The following is a 17,868-nucleotide window of genomic DNA, read 5'->3' on the forward strand; positions in this document are numbered from 1 at the left end:
TAGGCAAATATGCTGTTTTTGAGTTGTAAAGGTATATATTTGAGTTGGAACGATTTAGTAACTTTACTTCACATAAGAAGTAAAGTCTATTGAAGCAAAGGTACAAGCGTGTGAATCTGTCGTCTTTAGGTTTTTTTCGCAGTCTCCGCAAAGATAACCACCAGTTTGCGGTTATTGGCTTGGGACGGTTTGGGCGTGCTGTCTGCTCTACTTTACATCGGTTGGGCTATGAAGTACTAGCGACGGACATTGATGAGAAAAACGTCAATCAGGTCATGAGCGAACATATTGCAGCTCACGCCGTACAACTTGATTCTACTGACTCTGTAGCGTTAAAAGAAGCGGGAATTTACGAGTTTGATACGGTCATTGTTGCGATTGGTAATTATATACAAGAAAGTATTATTACGACGCTGAACTTGAAAGAAGGTGGCGTACCGCATATTGTGGCAAAAGCATCTTCAGGGGTTCATTGCAAATTGTTACATCGGGTTGGCGCGGATCACGTTGTCTTTCCTGAGTATGAAGCAGGATGCGAGTTAGCCCGATCGCTCACCAAGCCAGCTATTCTCGATCGCTTCGACCTCGATCCAGATAATAGCATCGTTGAAGTCATCGTACCTGACGAATTTCATGGCAAAACAATCGGCGATCTACAAATTCGCAACCGCTATGGTTTAAACTTGCTAGCGGTGAGTCAAGATGGCAAATTTGAAATCAACCCCGATCCCAGAAAACGCTTAGAGAAAGGTTCCGCTATGGTTGTAATTGGTTGTAATAAGGATATTAATCGCTTGCCAATCTAACCTAGCTTGCCTCTATAGATGTCATAATTTTTTCCATGCGATCGCTATCTACCTGTCACTTTTGTGTCACATTCACTCATTAGTATGTTTGTAAGTAGACTCTATGTCTGCTCCTCACACCACACTTCAAGGCAACCCTTCCGCACCACAACGGGAGGGTTTTTCTTTTTGGTTTTTACTGGTAGAAGCGCGCTGTCATGCGCCTTTACAAGTATTAGTTATATCAGCGATGCATAAACTCGCGTAGTAAATACCAAAATAAAACTGCATTAATCGCAAAAACTATCAGTTTAATCGCAGATACGCCTCGAAGAAGTTCAAAGACTTCTACTGGCAAGCTAATTCCAACTAATATCAGTACTAAAATCGTTGCCCAAGCTTTTTCATACCATAAACCAACTACTTCAATGACAGTCACTATGGCGTATACTCCCGTGACAACACCGCTAAACTCTAAAGTTTTAGGATTGAGAGTGAGGAGTTTTTCTAAGAGAAACTTAATAATTTCCCTCTTACCTGTCAAAATATAATTATCCGCAAATGTCAATAAATTTTGATACTTGTCTAAAGCTAAAAAGATGGAAATAGAAGCGATCGCTAGTATCAGAGCAGTCAAGCTTTTATAGATAATAATGGCAATTAGGGCGAGAGGCTTCTTTTGACTTCGGATTCTAGCCATAGCGTTAGATTGGTTATCAGTTACCAGTTTTCTAATTATTGCTGCTACTGCTGAGAGTAAAAGCTCTTAGAATCTAGTTCATAGATTAATCCTAGAAGCCAACTAAGCGATCGCTTTTTAGCGAGGATAACTCTGCATCAACTCCCGCACTTGTTCGGCGTGATAGGAACTCCGGGTGAGGGGTGAAGAAACCACTTGCAGGAAACCCAAAGATTCACCATACTCCCGCCAAGCATCAAATTGTTCTGGAGCAATAAAACTATCTATTTTTAAATGCTTTTGGCTGGGTTGAAGATATTGTCCTAGTGTGAGAATATCGCAATTTACAGCCCGTAGATCTTGCATCACCTGGCGAATTTCAGCATCGGTTTCTCCCAGTCCTACCATTAAACCAGACTTGGTGTAGACAGAAGGAGCTAAAGTACGCGCTCGCTTTAACAATTCTAAGGAGCGATCGTAGTCCCCTTGGGGACGTACTCGCCGATACAGCCGGGAAACGGTTTCTGTATTGTGATTTAAGACTTCTGGTTGCGCCTGTAAAATCGTCGCCAAAGCATCCCAATTCGCACATAAATCGGGAATTAAGACCTCAATTGTAGTTTGTGGCGATATCTCACGAATCGCTTGAATGCAACCGACGAACTGAGATGCACCCCCATCCGATAAATCGTCTCTATTTACGGAAGTGATCACGACATGATTGAGCCGCAGCCGCCGAACTGCTTCAGCTAGGCGTTGTGGTTCTGTGGGGTCTAGGGGTTTAGGTTTTTTCTCAAAATCAATATCGCAGTAAGGACAAGCACGGGTACAGGCTGGACCCATAATCAAAAATGTTGCCGTACCTGCGTTAAAACACTCGCCAATATTAGGACATGAGGCTTCTTCACAGACAGTATTGAGGGCTAAATCCCGCAAAATGTCTTTAACTTTACCGACGCGCTGCCACTGCGGCGCTTTTACCCGTAACCACTCTGGCTTAACTGTCACAATTGGCTTTCACTACTGTAGTTTCTTAGTGTCGATCTTATCAGGCAAAGGAGTGGTCGATCGCTGTTAGTTAGCGTCTTGACTTCTTCGCTTGCGCCAGCGGGAAGTTGGTTCTAAGGAACTTGTCTGTTGTTCTTGCACTCGTCTTTGACAAATTATATCTGCTGAATCAGATAATTGAGGATCGCGATAGGGTGTTGCCGCACGAGTCTGTAAATGCTCTCGTTCTTCCTGAGACAGCGGGGGTAAGTCAGAATCATGCCAACTAGCTACAGTACCAGGCGATCGCCTACCTACGGGTGATGTGGAACCAATTTTCAACCCTGCTGCTTGCAAAGCCGATCGCACAGATGCAGCACAGGAATAAGTTGCCAAAATACCATTAATGTGCATACATCGAGCCACATATCCTAAAAACTCTACAGTCCACAACTGAGGACATGTAGGTGGAGAAAATGGGTCGAGAAAAACTGCATCTGCTTGGAATCCAGATGCTTGTAATGTTTGAATAGACTGCCTCGCGTCGCCAAGCAATAATTTTGCTTGCAGGCAGTCTGTTGTAACTTGATGAGTTGTGGCTAACTGAGTTAATGGGGGTACGAGTTGCGACCAGTCATTGAGGAGATTATGGGCGATCGCGGCTTGGGGTACTGTTGGATCTAACTCCAATCCCACAACTTCTACACGGCAATTGGGATTGACTTCCCAAATTGCAGCTAAAGCGGCGGCAGTGTTGTATCCCAAGCCATAACATACATCTAATAATCGTAAAGATTTTTGTTGTAGAGCCTTTTGCCGTAGTTGTGTCGGTTCCACAAACTTAAACTCAGCTTCCTGACGCGCCCCAAATTGACTGTGATACGCTTCGCCAAATTCAGTTGAGAAGAAGGTGTAGGAACCATCGGCTGTGAGTTGGGGGGAGTAGGGAGTAGGGAGTCGGGAGTCGGGAATCGAAGGTGATAATCCTCCTTGTCCTTCTTCTGCCTCCTGTCTCCTGTCTCCTGTCTCCTGTCTCCTCATTTTCTAAATATCCAACTCTACCAAGTTCAAACGGGAACCGTAAGTTTCGATGAATTCGCGTCGAGGAGCAACGCGATCGCCCATTAGTACGGTAAAGATCCGATCGGCTTCGGCTGCATCCTCGATTTCTACTCGTTTGAGGGTGCGGGTTTCGTTATTCATTGTAGTATCCCACAACTGTTGTGGCATCATTTCACCTAACCCTTTGAAACGCTGAATCGTGTAGTTAGCGTTGGCAGGAAATTCCGCAATTTTTTGATCTCTTTCGCGTTCGCTATAGCAGTAGTAATGATTGCGTCCCCTTTCTATTTTAAAAAGTGGCGGACAAGCAATATAGATGAAGCCTTGCTCGATCAGTTGTCGCTGATAGCGATAGAAGAATGTGAGCAACAAAGTTCTGATGTGCGCTCCATCCACGTCAGCATCCGTCATAATCACGATTTTGTGATAGCGCAGTTGGGATGAATCGAATTCTTCACCCTTTACGCCCAAGCCTAAAGCAGTAATCAATGCCTGGATCTCGGTATTTTTGTAGATTTTGGCATCGTCAGTTTTCTCAATATTGAGAATTTTACCGCGTAAGGGCAAGATGGCTTGGTTGCGGCGATCGCGTCCTTGCTTCGCACTTCCACCCGCTGAATCGCCTTCCACGATAAAGATTTCCGATTCACCAGGATCTCTAGAACTGCAATCTGCTAGTTTTCCTGGTAAGGGCGAAGACTCTAATACTGATTTGCGTCGCACTAATTCCCGTGCGTGGCGTGCGGCTTCAGCAGCTTTGAAAGCTTGAATCGCTTTATCTAAGATCGAATCAGCAATGCTGGGGCGAAATTCTAAATATTCCGTTAGTACTTCCCCGACTAACGAGTCAACAATCCCCCGGACTTCCGTGTTACCAAGTTTTGTCTTAGTTTGCCCTTCAAACTCTGGATCTGGGACTTTCACAGAAATCACGGCTGTCAACCCTTCACGGACGTGTTCGCCGCTGAGGTTGGGTTCGTTATCCTTGATTTTATTTCGCTTGCGGGCGATCGCGTTGAGCGTCCGCGTCAAAACTGTTTTCAGCCCTTCTAAATGCGTCCCACCGTCCACCGTGCGGATGTTGTTGGCAAAGCCTAACAAGTTATCGGTATAGGCATCCGTACACCACTGCAAAGCGACTTCAACTTGGACGTTGTTGCGTTCTCCTTGCACGAAGATAATTTCTTCATGTAAGGCTTGCTTGTCGTTGTTAATGTAGCTGACGTACTCGCGAATACCACCTTTGTATTCGTAAGTCTCAACTTTCGGTTCTTGGCTTTTGAGTAGTTCTAAACGGTGGTCGGTAAAGGTAATTCTTACCCCTGCATTTAGATACGCCAGCTCTCGCAAGCGACCTGCCAGCGTGATATAGTCAAATTCCGTGCCAACTGTAAAAATTTCTGCATCGGGTTTGAACCGAACTCCAGTTCCAGTCTTCGCTTCTTTAAAAGACTTGGTTTGCAGTTCTCCCATCGGTACACCCCTTTCGTAGCGCTGGGTATGTACCTTTTTATCCCGCCAAACTGTAACTTCTACCCATTCCGATAGCGCGTTGACAACAGAAATCCCAACTCCGTGCAAACCGCCAGAAACTTTGTAACCGCCACCACCAAATTTACCTCCAGCATGTAATACTGTCATCACGGTTTCTAGTGCCGATTTTCCCGTCTGCGGATGGGTATCGGTGGGAATCCCTCGACCGTCATCGACCACTTGTACTGAGCCGTCAGCGTTTAAGTCGATTTCTATGTGAGTACAATATCCTGCTAGAGCCTCATCAATGGAGTTGTCTACCACCTCGTATACTAAATGGTGGAGTCCCCTCGGTCCGGTGGTTCCGATATACATCCCTGGTCGTTTGCGGACGGGTTCCAGACCTTCCAAAACTTGAATTTGCTCGGCGCTGTAGCTGCTCGTCATGCAAGGGAGTCTCCGATAATGAGGTTAAATTAACCAATGATATCTAAAATAAGAAATCGTACCAAAATTCTAACACAATAGGCTTAAAGACGGCTCTAGGGCATTCTAAAGAGCAATTTATCTAGGGGATGTACCAAACTGATATTTCGCATGGATTTGGCTTGATTACCATCTGTGGAGCAACCGCCACGGGTAAATCAGGGTTGGCAATAACTATCGCTCAAAGACTTAATTCTGTCATCATCAGTGCCGATTCGCGTCAAGTTTATCGCGAATTTAATCTTGGCACGGCTAAACCTACTCCTAGCCAGCAACAACTCATACCTCACTATTTAATTGACATTTGCGATCCCACTGAAACTTTTACCGTAGCGGAGTATCAGGAACAAGCACGGGAGTTGATTGAAAAATGGAGGAGTGTAGAGACGTTGCATGCAACGTCTCTACACCTATTCCCTCTCCTAGTTGGGGGGACTGGGTTGTACATCCGTTCTATCGTGCGGGGAATGAAGATTCCTAGAGTAGCATCACAGCCAGAATTGCGATCGCAACTCTTATCTTTAAGTCAAAAGCAGCTTTACGCCATGTTACAACAAGTCGATCCGGTAGCTGCAACTAAAATTCATCCCAACGATCCCACTCGAACTGTCAGAGCTTTGGAGGTATTTTACGTTACTGGTCGTCCAATCTCGACACAACAGGGAGAAGATCCCCCCTGTTATCCAATTTTACAAATTGGTTTGGACTGTGAATCGAATGCCCTGACTCAGCGAATTTCTCAGCGTACAGAACAAATGGTAGCTGATGGTTTGGTGGCTGAAGTTGAGTATTTGTGTCAAAAATACCGCATGGATTTACCTTTACTCAATACGTTAGGATATCAAGAGTTCAAGCAATATTTAGCTGGCGATTTCTCCTTAGAAGAAGCAAAAAAATTAACTGTATTGCATACGCGACAATTTGCTAAACGACAGCGAACTTGGTTTCGAGCGTATCCTCAAATTGAATGGTTTGATGCCAATAGTCCCGATTTAGTAGAACGAGTGTGGCAGCGAATTCAGGATTTTATGACTCGATTAAATCTGAAAGAAAACACGCGATTCTAGAATGTGAAAACACGTCGCTTTGCTTTTTTCATCTTAACAATTACTAGTGTTATCCTTGGAAGATGGATTTGTTTTCCTGCTACTATTATACCCCCTCCTACTCCCATTAATCCAATTAATATTTATCTGATTGATTACGGTTTTCATAGTAGATTAATTTTACCTGGCGATCGCGATAAATGTTTTGAGTATGCTTATGGTGATTGGCGATATTTTGCTTTAAACCAACAAGATTGGTTGACTGGAGCAGCAGCATTATTCTTACCAACTCAAGGAGCTTTAGGACGCAAGTTAAAAAACTGCGATCGCTTCGATTTATTAGCTACTCAAAAAGATAGTTCTTTGCTTAGCATTACTGTGGAAAAAGCAAAAGTCGAGCGCTTGCTAAAGGTCTTTAATTCATATTTCGATCGCCCTGCTACTATGCAAATAAAAAATTCTTACACGGGAATGACCCTAGTTCCCTACGATCGCACTTATACCGTGCTACACAATAGCAATCATGAATTAGTTCGGTGGTTGAAAAATTTAGGCTGTCGCGTTGAAGGTTTTATCTTATGGGCAAACTTTACATCAGTTAACAGTTAACAGTTGTTAGGGAGCAGGGAGCAGTGGCTAGCAACTTACAAATGACGAATGATAAATGACAACTTCACTTCACAGTTATTGCAAAAATTTAACAAAATCAGCTAAATCTGTTGCAGTTTGTAACTAAATTTGTATACCGAAACACTGTTCCTTTAGACTGATGGGAATTGAAAGTTTTGGATATACATATATGCAGATACAAAATTTAAACTTCTCAGACGCGATCGCTTTTATATCTGCCATTGCCTGTATTGCTGGTCTGCTATTGCTTTCAGGAGCTAATTCAGCAGAGGTAAACGAGCTAGAAGAAGCAGAGCAAAATCTATTGCAGATGAGCTTTACTTACTGGTTGCTCTACTGTACCTGTTTGGGATTACAAAAAATTACCTTACCAGATTGGGAAGTTTTGTTAATGAGTTTAAAACTCACTGCGGCTTTGTCCTACTTTCTTACCTTTGCTTGTATTCTTTGTCTACCCCTACATCGATTTGCCGTGCGACAAGTAGAAGAGTAAATCAGTTATCAGTTGTCAGTTGTCAGCAGAGACCAACCGATTAATTCCAACTTACGACTTACGACTTCATGATGACTCACTGCTTTAAAACATTTGTCACTGCTGTTACTAGTTCATCCTGACTGAGAGTTGTCAGGATGAATACTTCTTGTACAGTCTTGCCTTGGCGTGCTATGAGTTTGAATCCACCACGAATCGGCACGGAAATACGAATTTGCATTTTGGGAGAGTGACCTTTTACCCGTCCAATGACTCCAGGGGTAATTGTTTGAATCCCATTAACGCGAGTCAGGCGTTCTAGCACTGGAATTAAACCTGGAATGTGGGTTGAGTGATTCCAGACCAGCCTACCGTTGGCATTACCCATAATAAGGTTAATAAGTTTTAATATTTCATTTTAATATTTAATCATTTATTGTCCTAAGCTGTCTCTAGTGGAGCCATAGTTAAGCCAGCACGCCGAAGTTGCTGATGATAGAGTTCTGCCTGTTCTTGAGGTCCCACCCAAACGATCGCCTGACCTTCGTAGTGAACTTGATTGGTTAATTCCCAAGCGCGATCGCCCGTCATACCAGGTATATACTTCATCAAACACTCAGCTACATGCTGAAACGTGTTGAAATCGTCATCCAACACGATTACCTTGTAATTAGGATATAGCTTGCTGACGACTTTAGACGATTTCTCCGGTGCGATCGTCGGTGCTGTTGCCATCCCGTAAACTGTTGTAGAAACTACCCTGTTCATAGCACGACAGACAGAACTTCACAAAAATACATTCTCTCAAGATAGCAAGGAATGGGCAGTGGTTGGTAATTGGTAATTGGTAAGTCGTAAGTCGTAAGTCAAAATTAGCTGGTCACTGTTTATCGCCAATCATCCCAATCGAGATTGAAAATGGATGTATCTGGGAAAGCGGTAGGATTATTGTTTTGCTGGAGGCGATATTGCAGTTGTTCGAGTAGGGGTTCTCGTCTGGGTAAATCGTCTACGAGTTGATAAGGGGCGATCGCTTTTTCTAAGCTAAAAGCAGCGGTGGTTCCGGCGGCTGCGCCTACAGACCATTCAAAGGAATGCACCCGATAAGCAGCAGAGGCGATATGACTGGTAGCAATACTTTTTCCAGCTACGAGTAAATTATCGATCTTTTGGGGAATCATCGCTCGTAAGGGAATTTGGAAGGGATAAGCCTCACCTGCACCTTGGCGTTCCCCTTCTCGTTCGGTGTTGCCTGGAAGTTCGGGGGGACTTTTGGTCATGCAGGGATGAAAGTCGATCGCATAGTGACCGATCCCTACTGAGTCGGGAAAGATGGTAGAGCGAGTCCGCCGCTCGATCTTTTCTGGTGGCTTACTACTCGCGATCGCATTGATGGTTTCCAGTCCTGCTAAAGCGATTTTCAAATGGCGATACATGTCTGGGGGTAATGTTTGGCGATAGTAAGCGTCGTTGTAGTTGCGGCGAGAAAGATCGATTTCCCAAACGGTAAAGCCTTCTGGCTGTCCCCAACTCGGTCTACCAATAATCCGCCGTCCTTCCCGCATATAAGGATACTTGGACAAGCCGTGTACCGTTCCCATCGGGGAATCTAGTCCAGATAAATAGCGATTGTTTGGTTGGGGTTGTTTCACCCCGTCCCCCAGTTGCGAATCGGTTGTACCCGTCACCAGCCAGTAAAAATAACCGATCGCGTGTTCTTCCGCTTTCCGCAAGCTTTCTGTTCTCAGTCCTCCCAGCCAATTTCCAGGTAGGAGCTGACCGCTTGCCTGTAACTGAGCGCGAGTATAGATTAAATTATCGGCAGCAGTACCAGGACGGTAATCGTTGCCCCACGTCCAATTCTGCATTGAAATATCCTCTGGTACGGGGGCTTCAAAATTAATTCCTCCGAATGACATGGGTTCGCCGTCTTTCGGACTCCAAATGCGACGGTAGGTAAATACTAAAGGAAAGCTTGCTAAGCGCGGCAGTTCGTAGCTATAGTAAGCAGAATACTGAGAGTAAAATGGGGGTATGTCATGACTTATAGGGTCCTCAGTCGCCTCCATCGCAAAAGTATAAGTAAAGCCTTGAGTGCAGTAGGGATCGCTAGTCCCGCTAGAGGCAGAAGGTTCTAAATAAGAACGGGCATCAATCCCAAGCCGATAGGGGACATCTGCCAAAGCAATTAATTCCCCCGTCTCCGTTGCATCCACCACATACCACTTAGATACTCCCTCACTCCTCACCCCTCGCTCCTCGCTCCTTTCCAAAGGTACAAACCGCAAAATTTCCTTATTCAACCGAGCTGAATTTTCGTAGCGATAGGAGTCTTCAATTGTTTGGGACAAAGGTAAAGTGTTGAGAGGTGGCGCGCCAGCAGCAGGACGGTGTTGAATTGCGATCGCGCCTTGAATAGTTTGTGCCGATCCAGCGCGGCTCAATTCCAGTTCCTTCACCACAGTGGCAGGAAACCATTTCAACTTGCCATCACCCTTTTTTGCCGCATCCTGCAACATATCGTAAAGAATTTCGTGACCGTCGTGAGGCAGGAAGCAAGAATCGCTCACCCAGCAATCACCAGGGTTTAAATTGCCATTATATTTATCGGCAATGCGTTTTCTTAGTTCTAAATAACCACGAGAGAAAAACAACTGCAACCGTTGAGTTCTGCGTTCGTCCAAGGCAGAAGTTCCCTGAGTCGAAATTTGCCCTCCCATCCAATCGGTAATTTCGGTCATGCAGACAGTCCGTCCTGCTAGCAATCCCTCGTATGCAGTGGCGACACCTGCAAGTCCTGCACCCGTAACGAGAATTTCGCATTCTACCGTTTGGTTGGGGGTTTTAGGTGGTGCGGAGAGGACGGAAAAAGGGATGAGGGGTGGAGTAAAGGAAGCTAAAACAAGACTAATAAAAGCCGCTAAGCGTCTGCGCTGCATAAGTTTGGAGTTGGCTTGCTACCAAAAGCTAACTGGCTTATCGACGTTAGCACTGCACGACTGAGGTGACAAGTTTTTTGTAAGTGAAAGTAAAGTAGGTAGCGATCGCTCAGCTAACAATTAAAGTACTACGATACATTTCTAGCTACTGTGCCAGCTTGTTGCAACAGTTCGCGCACTTGTGTATCGGTAGTTTGGGGAAACTCAGCGTACCAAGAACCCACGCTGTAAAAAGGTGCGGGCGTTTCTACACAGACAATTTCATCGACTTGAGTGGCTAATTCTTGCTGGGTTTCAGGAGAAGCAACTGGCACGGCGATGACAATCGCCGCAGGTTGCTGTAACTGTAGTGCTTTCACAGCTGCCCGCATGGTTGCTCCTGTTGCCAGACCATCGTCTACTAAAATGACTGTGCGATCGCGTAATTGGGGAAAAGGACGGTTTTGCCGATAGAGCCGTTCGCGTCGCTCTAATTCCTGTTGCTGTCTGGCTGTAACGCGATCGATTTCTGCTTCAGACAAGTGTAGCGCTTCAATAATATCGTAGTTCAGCACTCTCACACTACCAGAGGCGATCGCCCCCATTGCTAATTCTTCTTGCCCGGGGACACCCAACTTACGTACCAAAAACACATCTAAGGGTGCGTGTAATGCTTGTGCTACCTCAAAGGCGACTGGTACACCACCTCTAGGTAATCCTATTACTAATACATCGCTACGGTTAGCATAGGCTAGTAACCGATCGGCTAGCGCTTGACCTGCTGTAGTTCGATTTTGGAATAACATAGCATTCTCCTCTCCCGAAGCTGCATATTTATTAGCTTAGGAGTTATTTATTTCTGTTTGCGGCTCCTAGATTTACCATTCACTTTTGGGTTATGTATTTGCTGTCTACTCTAGCTACAGGTCGAGCGCGATGAACCTTCTTTTATTACATTTTTACCGTAAAAGACTGAAAGTGCTTCTATCTTTAACTAAAAGTATGAGTTTTTTGTCTTCACACAACAACTGATTCTATTTGTTTTAAGGCGAGCTTCCAGCAGAATATTCAGCCCGACCTAAAAGTGTAGGGAAGAAATCTAGCTCTGATTTTACTCTACTCCTTGAATATCTGCTTCATCTAATAAGACTGTCGTTTCAAACCCTATTCTGCCCATTTCTGGCGGCTTTCCCATATCCATTTCAATAGTATAAGACCAGGTTCCAGCAGCAGGTTTATAGTGCTTAGCTTTGCCGCTACCACCAATAAATTGAACTACGCGATCGCGGCTGAATTTTGGTAGCGAATGACGCTGCTCTACCCAAAGTTGACTTTTCATATTCTTTCCTAAGATCTTAATTATTTCATTGGACGACGATCGTGAATTCATAGCAGGGCTTATCGAATTGCTAAGTTTGTCCTCTGAGCTTGAGCTGTAGAAATTAATTGCCAACCTGCTTTATGTAATTTTTGATAAGTTGCCCATCCTTTCGAGCCGCCATCTATTTTGTAGTCGGGAACAAAATATTCAGGACAACTCGTATAAGGTTGCCAAGGTTTATCTGGCGATCGCCGGAGATATAAAATCTTTTCGCTATCAGTACCTAAGCAAGGAAACCAACACATTTGACCAGCCATTCTTCTAACCTCCTGACTGATAAAAATATCTATTCTGTAACTCCCACAACTAAAATTTCGGCAAATTTGTAAAATACTTAGCAAAAAAAATTAGGAGTTAATCTGGCGAAACTTATATATTTAGTTTTAATTCAAATAAAGTCAATCTCACTCTATCTCTAGTTCAAAAATATCAACACAAGAACGTAGCCGAAAGGATGAGTTTTATGCTTTAGCAACACGTTCAATCGATAACAATTATTAGTATTTGTAAACTTTACTCAATGATTAAGTTCTCTCCAAACTGCATGAAGTCAGTTAACTAGATCGGCGCTCGCATAATTTGATTTTATAGTTATGCTACCAAGTTTAAAAAGTTTGATGTATTTATATTTCTCTTTCAACACACAAAATTAGTCCTCCAGAAAGAGTACAGTCGGAGTTAAATACTGTAAAATGCAGTACGATTAGTTACGAACAACTAATGGTAGCAAGGTTGATAAAACAATAGGGAATGGATTTATTACTACAATTGGCTGGTACGGGGATAATTGTTTTAACTCTTTTAGATATTTACCTAACTGTACTTTTTCATCGCCTCGGTAGTAGTGTTGTTAGTATGCCTTTGAACCGAGGAATATGGTATTTTTTGCGCCTAGTAACGCAAGTCATTCCTAGCAAAAGCGATCGCCTACTTGCTCATAGTGGCTCTATTATGATAGTTGCTATTTTAGCAGTGTGGGCGGCTTCACTTATGAGTGGATTTGCTTTAATTATTTTCCCCGAATTAGGTTCGGCAATTCAAGCTAGCGAAGGACAAACGCCCACTGATTTTATTACCGCACTCTACTATAGTGGCTTTTCTTTCACTACTCTAGGAACAGGCGATCTAGTTCCAAAAACAGCTACTTATCGATTACTAACTTTATTAGAAGCAGCATTGGGATTTTCTAGTTTTACAATTACAATTACCTACTTACTCTCAGTTTATAATGCTTTAATTACCCGCAATACATTTGCTCTCAGCTTATACCATCGCACTGATGGCATGGGGGATGCAGCAGAGTTATTAGCAAGACTGGGAGCTAGTGGCGAACTCAATGGGATTCAGCAGGATCTTTCTAATATGGCGAGAGATTTGATTGAGTTACTAGAGCTACAACATTCCTATCCAGTACTGATTTATTTCCGCTTTCGCGAAACATATTATACCCTACCGCGAGTCATACTCTTAGCAATAGACACGGCAACTCTGATTAAAAGCGCATTGAATGCTGAAAAATATCGTTCTCTATTACACTCTACAGCAGTAGCAGAATTGTGGGGTGGCAGTACGCATATTCTCTGTGAGCTATCGCAATCGATTCTACCCAAACACCGGATAAAATGCGATCGCCAAATGGAGTTAGTCTGGCGAAAAAGATATTATGATGCACTGGAAAGATTGAGTGCTGAGGGTATAGAAACAGTAGCAGATCGAGAAGCAGGTGCAGATTTATACGTTGCTTTGCGGCGGAAGTGGCAACCCCTTTTAACAACCCTCAGCAATTATTTAGCAGTAGACTTATAACGTGCTGCCTAAAATATTCCGATCAGTATGGGAATAGTAAATAGAACTAATAGCACTACCAGAATGAAAGGGACTAAGTTAACATGATGCGGTTTGTGTGGCTCTATAATTAGATTTTCATCTTCTTCAAATCGAGCTAGACGAATTGCATCAGAAATTTCTTTGGCATCTTTAACGTGATGCAATGCTTTTTTTTCGCCATTCGGATATTCAAAAATAAAATAAGTTGGAACCTTAATCCAGTCACCTGTAATATCAGGTGCATCTACAGCCATTTGTTTAGCTTTTTCTACTAACGTCTGCGGCTCTTTAGCAATGCGATCGCCCGGATTTACAGTTAAAATTTCGCTCTCGAACTGCTGGTATGTTTTAGCCGTCTTTGCCGGAGATTTTTTTAATGTTGTTTGACTGGATTTTTTCAAGTTGAAGCCAACCATAAAATTCTCCTTTTAAGTGAGGAATTATTTCAGTTGTTCGTCAAGCTTGAGGAGTATTCAAATAAGTTATCCGTACTTCGTGCCGCTTTACTAGCAGATGTTGTTTCTAAACTAGGACGTTACATTGCCAAGTTATAGCCGAACTAAAATTATAGCCAAACTAAAGTTATAGCCAAACTAAATTGTTACCCCACAAACTTGAGTTTTTACTAAAGCGAGGCGTTTGAATGAAAAGATTGTTTCAAATTTATTACCAATATTATAAAAATTGCTAGCGAAACTATATGTTTTCAAACAAAGAATTTATGAATATTGAAGAAACTTTAGATTCGCCACCTGCTACTAACTCTTACGCAGGCAGCCAAGCACAGAAAAGCGATCGCCCCACCAATGGCTCCTACAGAAGGGATAACGCTTTGCTCTGAGGGAAGGAGCAATCTTGAGAGACTTTCTGCCCCAGCTATACCACCAAAGTACATCCCTAAGCCAATTCCGGCTTGATGCGGTGGTACTAACATTAGGACAAAAGGAATTACACCATTTAGCACGAGATTAAAAGCAACTAGTAACCCGAGGATGGCAAGAATCAAAGTCAACCAACTGGGAATAAATACTGCAATTTGTAACAAGATAGCAGTGGCGATCGCACCTATACATATAGCCCGTCGATTATCTATCCGTAGCGTCCAGTCAGCAGTTGGCGGAGCTGCAAGTGCTAGCATAATTCCCAGTCCCACCATCAACCAATTCACGTTATTTATTTCCAGTCGTAGCATCAGCATTTTGGACAGAGTAACTGTCAAAAACTGCGTTCCCCAAGCGATCGCCATCCCACTTAAAAAAAATTAAACTTAAAGCGATTTTGAGTGGTGGATTGTCTGTGCTTTTTGTTCTAGTGCTGCTCTAACGGTTAAATTTGCCCTTGCCAACGTTCCTGGCAAATTGACATATCTTAAAATAGCTGCCGCACCTAGCAATGAAAACGAACCAATCGCAAAAGCAAAAATAGCATCTAAATTTAACACTAAATTGTGAGCAACTGGTCTAAAAGCTGTCAATAATCCGGCTACGAGAACTAACAAACTATTAGCTAGCACTAATCCCTCTGGAGGGGCATAATTTCTTAGTAAAACATATTGCTGGGCTGTGAAATATTATCATTGCCAGAGTCCAAGCTACCGATACAACGATCGATACCCAACGAAATTCACCTATACCCTTGCCGAAAACAACCACAGTCGGAATCGCTATGAAAAAATTGATGCTAGAACGATCCCTGCTGCTATGAGCGGAAAACGGCTACCAAACTGCTGTTTATCGCGATCGGACAAGCCTCCCATTAGGGGTTCTAGTACCACTGCCAATCCGTTTTCAACCACGAATATAGCAGTAGCAACTAGAGTTGGAAAGTTAAATTCTGTCAGCAATTTGGGCAAATACACGCTATAAATTAACCAAGTTAGCGCGATCGCCCCTTGCAATCCTGCCAATCCCCATACTTGCAACCACAATACTTCTACAGATAGCTCTTCCTCCTGTTTCTCCATGCTCTACATCCTATGTGTCTTAGTCGTTAGATAAAATTCAAAAACCTAAAATTTAACAACTACAATATTTAAAGACACAAACTCACCAAAGCTCCGGCTAGATGCACTATTTTGTGTAAAAAATTTGGCAACGCTCGAGATTTTGGTTCTTAATTGTTAAAGCTGATTATCAATGAGACTATTTCTAGTGCGGGCGATCGTAACTTTCTTCTTTAGATATACCGTCGTCCTCTTTTCTCTCATGGTTGTAAAAAGTATTTCATTTAATGAATGATTTGAATGTTTTTCCAAAAAATAACGTTCCAGAAAACTAAAAAATAATAAATCGACTCATGTTACTCAAATTATTGAGCTGAAAATTGAAATTATTATGATTTACTTTAAATCCAATCATTCGTTTATATCTCAGAATATAAAACTCACCAATTACCAATTACCAACTACCAACTCATTGCTATCGCGGTAGCAATTGGTCTATTCTAGTAAAAGTGTTAAGTTTACGAAATTTTACATACTGCTCCCTGTGCGCTCATGCAATGTATAGTTAACCGCCGCGCTCAATTTTCCGCCAGCCATCGCTATTGGTTGCCAGAGCTGAGCGAAACAGAGAACCAGCAACAATTTGGCTTATGTTCCCGCTTTCCAGGTCACGGACACAACTACGTCTTGTTTGTTTCTCTTCTCGGAGAGTTAGATGAATATGGCATGGTGTTAAACCTGTCTGATGTCAAGCACGTAATTAAGCGAGAAGTGACTAGCCAGCTAGATTTTTCCTACCTCAATGACGTTTGGCAAGAATTTCAGCAAACACTGCCAACAACGGAAAATATTGCCCGCGTCATCTGGCAAAAGCTTGCCTCGCACTTACCGATAGTCAAAATTCAGTTATTTGAACATCCTCAACTTTGGGCAGAATATCAAGGAAATGGCATGGAAGCATACTTAACTATTAGCACTCATTTTAGCGCCGCTCATCGGTTAGCTCATCCCGATCTCAACCAACAAGAGAATACAGAAATTTACGGGAAATGCGCTCGTCCCAACGGTCACGGACACAATTACCACTTAGAAGTAACCGTCAAGGGAGAAATTTACTCTCGTACAGGGATGATTGTAGATTTAGGTGCGTTGAACCAAGCGATCGAAGACTTGGTGATTGAACCACTCGACCATACTTTTCTCAACAAAGACATTGCCTACTTCGCCAAAGTCGTGCCTACGGCAGAAAATATCGCCGTATATATCTCAAATGTGCTGCAACAGCCAGTACGAGAGTTAGGCGCAGAACTACACAAGGTCAAGTTGATTGAAAGTCCAAATAATTCGTGCGAAGTCTACTGTACTCCATCTGATTCAATCAAGAGCGCGACTAGAGAACCAGCGTTAGCCCAAGTTTAAGTCGTAGAAGTAGAAATGGTAGCGATCGCACTTGTATACAAATCAATGCATCTTCCAAGCTTGTGGTTGCTGAAAGGTATAGATGTCTGCAATGACTCGTACCCAACCATCAGCGACAGAGGCAAGGATGCGATCGCCTTTTTCTTTTGTCGCTACGGTCGGATCGCCTAAAATTCCTGTCTGCGTCAGATCGCGGGTTGCCCAAGCAAAAGGTAATTTCCCTTCCATTGAAAGCAGACTATCTTCAGGTAAGCCGTGAGGGTATTCTTTCACAGCCGCTTCCATTTTGACTTGTTCTGGTAAAATCGACAGCATCACACTGGTTTCAGCATCACCTGCATGAATCCCAAACTCTTTCTCGCGATCGGACAGTAACTCTCCGGCAATGTGGGGAACTCGCCAGGTAAAAAGCGGAAATACGAGAAAGTCTGCATATTTAACGTGTAAATCCCGTGCGGCAATTTCCATAATTTGGGGTTGTCCGCCGTGAGAATTCATCAATACGAGTTTGCGAAATCCGGCACGGTAAATACTCTCAGCAACTTCAATTAAAGTTGCAAGTAAAGTTGATGCACTTAGAGTAATCGTGCCAGGAAAATGCCAATGTTCGTTCGATTTACCGTAGTACAAGGGTGGTAGGGCATAACCCAATACGGTTCATTTAAGGCTACGCTGTGCTGAGGATAAAGAAAATAGGAGGATTGGTTCGGAGGGGGTGGCTTGATGTCTTGGCTTTTTTGAGCGAAACTTGGATACAGGTT

General features: G+C 43.2%; 20 protein-coding genes and 1 pseudogene. 6 read left to right on the plus strand and 15 right to left on the minus strand.

The features are described 5' to 3' along the window. Window positions 1-110 precede the first annotated feature (110 nt). Complete coding sequence (locus N4J56_RS01750) at window positions 111-806, plus strand: potassium channel family protein (RefSeq protein WP_039714978.1); 696 nt, start codon at window positions 111-113, stop codon at window positions 804-806. A 223-nt stretch (window positions 807-1,029) separates the two neighbouring features. Here N4J56_RS01750 and N4J56_RS01755 read toward each other — a convergent pair whose 3' ends face one another. The 4 genes from N4J56_RS01755 to gyrB all read right to left on the minus strand — a co-directional run bounded on the left by N4J56_RS01755 (window position 1,030) and on the right by gyrB (window position 5,433). Further along, window positions 1,030-1,485 (minus strand): DUF2127 domain-containing protein, encoded by a 456-nt coding sequence (locus N4J56_RS01755; protein ID WP_317104867.1) that lies wholly within the window; start codon window positions 1,483-1,485, stop codon window positions 1,030-1,032. Between the two features lie 117 nt (window positions 1,486-1,602). Beyond that, window positions 1,603-2,472 carry a lipoyl synthase gene (gene lipA, locus N4J56_RS01760; protein ID WP_317104868.1) on the minus strand — a complete coding sequence of 290 codons (870 nt, stop codon included), beginning with the start codon at window positions 2,470-2,472 and terminating at the stop codon, window positions 1,603-1,605. Window positions 2,473-2,538: 66 nt separating this feature from the next. Continuing rightward, window positions 2,539-3,492: a tRNA (5-methylaminomethyl-2-thiouridine)(34)-methyltransferase MnmD gene (locus N4J56_RS01765; RefSeq protein ID WP_317104869.1), complete on the minus strand. Its 954-nt coding sequence runs from the start codon at window positions 3,490-3,492 to the stop codon at window positions 2,539-2,541. Between the two features lie 3 nt (window positions 3,493-3,495). Next, window positions 3,496-5,433, minus strand: coding sequence for a DNA topoisomerase (ATP-hydrolyzing) subunit B (gene gyrB / locus N4J56_RS01770; protein ID WP_015152415.1), 1,938 nt, complete (start codon window positions 5,431-5,433; stop codon window positions 3,496-3,498). 128 nt (window positions 5,434-5,561) lie between these two features. Between gyrB and miaA the strand changes: the two genes are divergently transcribed. From miaA to N4J56_RS01785, 3 genes are all read left to right on the plus strand, one after another. Continuing rightward, window positions 5,562-6,539 carry a tRNA (adenosine(37)-N6)-dimethylallyltransferase MiaA gene (miaA, locus tag N4J56_RS01775; protein WP_317104870.1) on the plus strand — a complete coding sequence of 326 codons (978 nt, stop codon included), beginning with the start codon at window positions 5,562-5,564 and terminating at the stop codon, window positions 6,537-6,539. A gap of 3 nt (window positions 6,540-6,542) precedes the next feature. Beyond that, a complete protein-coding gene (locus tag N4J56_RS01780; RefSeq protein WP_317104871.1) occupies window positions 6,543-7,127 on the plus strand; it encodes a DUF2459 domain-containing protein in 585 nt (194 codons plus the stop codon). A 190-nt stretch (window positions 7,128-7,317) separates the two neighbouring features. Beyond that, entirely contained in the window at window positions 7,318-7,641 is a 324-nt protein-coding gene (locus N4J56_RS01785; protein WP_317104872.1) for a hypothetical protein, read from the plus strand. Between the two features lie 76 nt (window positions 7,642-7,717). Here the strand turns inward: N4J56_RS01785 and N4J56_RS01790 are convergent, their stop codons facing one another. The 6 genes from N4J56_RS01790 to N4J56_RS01815 form a co-directional block, all read right to left on the minus strand. Continuing rightward, a complete protein-coding gene (locus N4J56_RS01790; protein WP_317104873.1) occupies window positions 7,718-8,008 on the minus strand; it encodes a DUF2103 domain-containing protein in 291 nt (96 codons plus the stop codon). A 53-nt stretch (window positions 8,009-8,061) separates the two neighbouring features. Continuing rightward, the gene (clpS, locus tag N4J56_RS01795) at window positions 8,062-8,355 is read right to left on the minus strand and encodes an ATP-dependent Clp protease adapter ClpS (protein WP_317110555.1); all 294 of its coding nucleotides are present in this window, start codon (window positions 8,353-8,355) and stop codon (window positions 8,062-8,064) included. A gap of 152 nt (window positions 8,356-8,507) precedes the next feature. After that, window positions 8,508-10,559 (minus strand): FAD-dependent oxidoreductase, encoded by a 2,052-nt coding sequence (locus N4J56_RS01800; RefSeq protein WP_317104874.1) that lies wholly within the window; start codon window positions 10,557-10,559, stop codon window positions 8,508-8,510. Between the two features lie 128 nt (window positions 10,560-10,687). Next, entirely contained in the window at window positions 10,688-11,344 is a 657-nt protein-coding gene (locus N4J56_RS01805; protein ID WP_317104875.1) for a phosphoribosyltransferase, read from the minus strand. A gap of 305 nt (window positions 11,345-11,649) precedes the next feature. After that, window positions 11,650-11,877, minus strand: coding sequence for a hypothetical protein (locus N4J56_RS01810; RefSeq protein ID WP_317104876.1), 228 nt, complete (start codon window positions 11,875-11,877; stop codon window positions 11,650-11,652). 59 nt (window positions 11,878-11,936) lie between these two features. Further along, window positions 11,937-12,176: a hypothetical protein gene (locus N4J56_RS01815; protein WP_317104877.1), complete on the minus strand. Its 240-nt coding sequence runs from the start codon at window positions 12,174-12,176 to the stop codon at window positions 11,937-11,939. Between the two features lie 493 nt (window positions 12,177-12,669). Between N4J56_RS01815 and N4J56_RS01820 the strand changes: the two genes are divergently transcribed. Continuing rightward, on the plus strand, window positions 12,670-13,725 hold the full coding sequence (locus tag N4J56_RS01820) for a potassium channel family protein (protein ID WP_317104878.1): 1,056 nt from the start codon (window positions 12,670-12,672) through the stop codon (window positions 13,723-13,725). Window positions 13,726-13,733: 8 nt separating this feature from the next. Here the strand turns inward: N4J56_RS01820 and N4J56_RS01825 are convergent, their stop codons facing one another. The 4 genes from N4J56_RS01825 to N4J56_RS01840 all read right to left on the minus strand — a co-directional run bounded on the left by N4J56_RS01825 (window position 13,734) and on the right by N4J56_RS01840 (window position 15,709). Further along, a complete protein-coding gene (locus tag N4J56_RS01825) occupies window positions 13,734-14,162 on the minus strand; it encodes a hypothetical protein (protein WP_317104879.1) in 429 nt (142 codons plus the stop codon). A 323-nt stretch (window positions 14,163-14,485) separates the two neighbouring features. Continuing rightward, complete coding sequence (locus N4J56_RS01830; protein WP_317104880.1) at window positions 14,486-14,992, minus strand: hypothetical protein; 507 nt, start codon at window positions 14,990-14,992, stop codon at window positions 14,486-14,488. A 21-nt stretch (window positions 14,993-15,013) separates the two neighbouring features. Next, window positions 15,014-15,259, minus strand: coding sequence for a hypothetical protein (locus N4J56_RS01835; protein WP_317104881.1), 246 nt, complete (start codon window positions 15,257-15,259; stop codon window positions 15,014-15,016). 150 nt (window positions 15,260-15,409) lie between these two features. After that, the gene (locus tag N4J56_RS01840) at window positions 15,410-15,709 is read right to left on the minus strand and encodes a hypothetical protein (RefSeq protein WP_317104882.1); all 300 of its coding nucleotides are present in this window, start codon (window positions 15,707-15,709) and stop codon (window positions 15,410-15,412) included. Window positions 15,710-16,240: 531 nt separating this feature from the next. On the opposite strand from N4J56_RS01840, the gene N4J56_RS01845 reads away from it, so the two are divergent. Beyond that, on the plus strand, window positions 16,241-17,107 hold the full coding sequence (locus N4J56_RS01845; protein ID WP_317104883.1) for a 6-carboxytetrahydropterin synthase: 867 nt from the start codon (window positions 16,241-16,243) through the stop codon (window positions 17,105-17,107). A 42-nt stretch (window positions 17,108-17,149) separates the two neighbouring features. Here N4J56_RS01845 and N4J56_RS01850 read toward each other — a convergent pair. After that, a pseudogene (locus N4J56_RS01850) lies at window positions 17,150-17,752 on the minus strand (creatininase family protein); the annotation flags it as partial. Between the last annotated feature and the right edge of the window lie 116 nt (window positions 17,753-17,868).

The organism is Chroococcidiopsis sp. SAG 2025 (genome assembly GCF_032860985.1).
GTDB lineage: Bacteria > Cyanobacteriota > Cyanobacteriia > Cyanobacteriales > Chroococcidiopsidaceae > Chroococcidiopsis.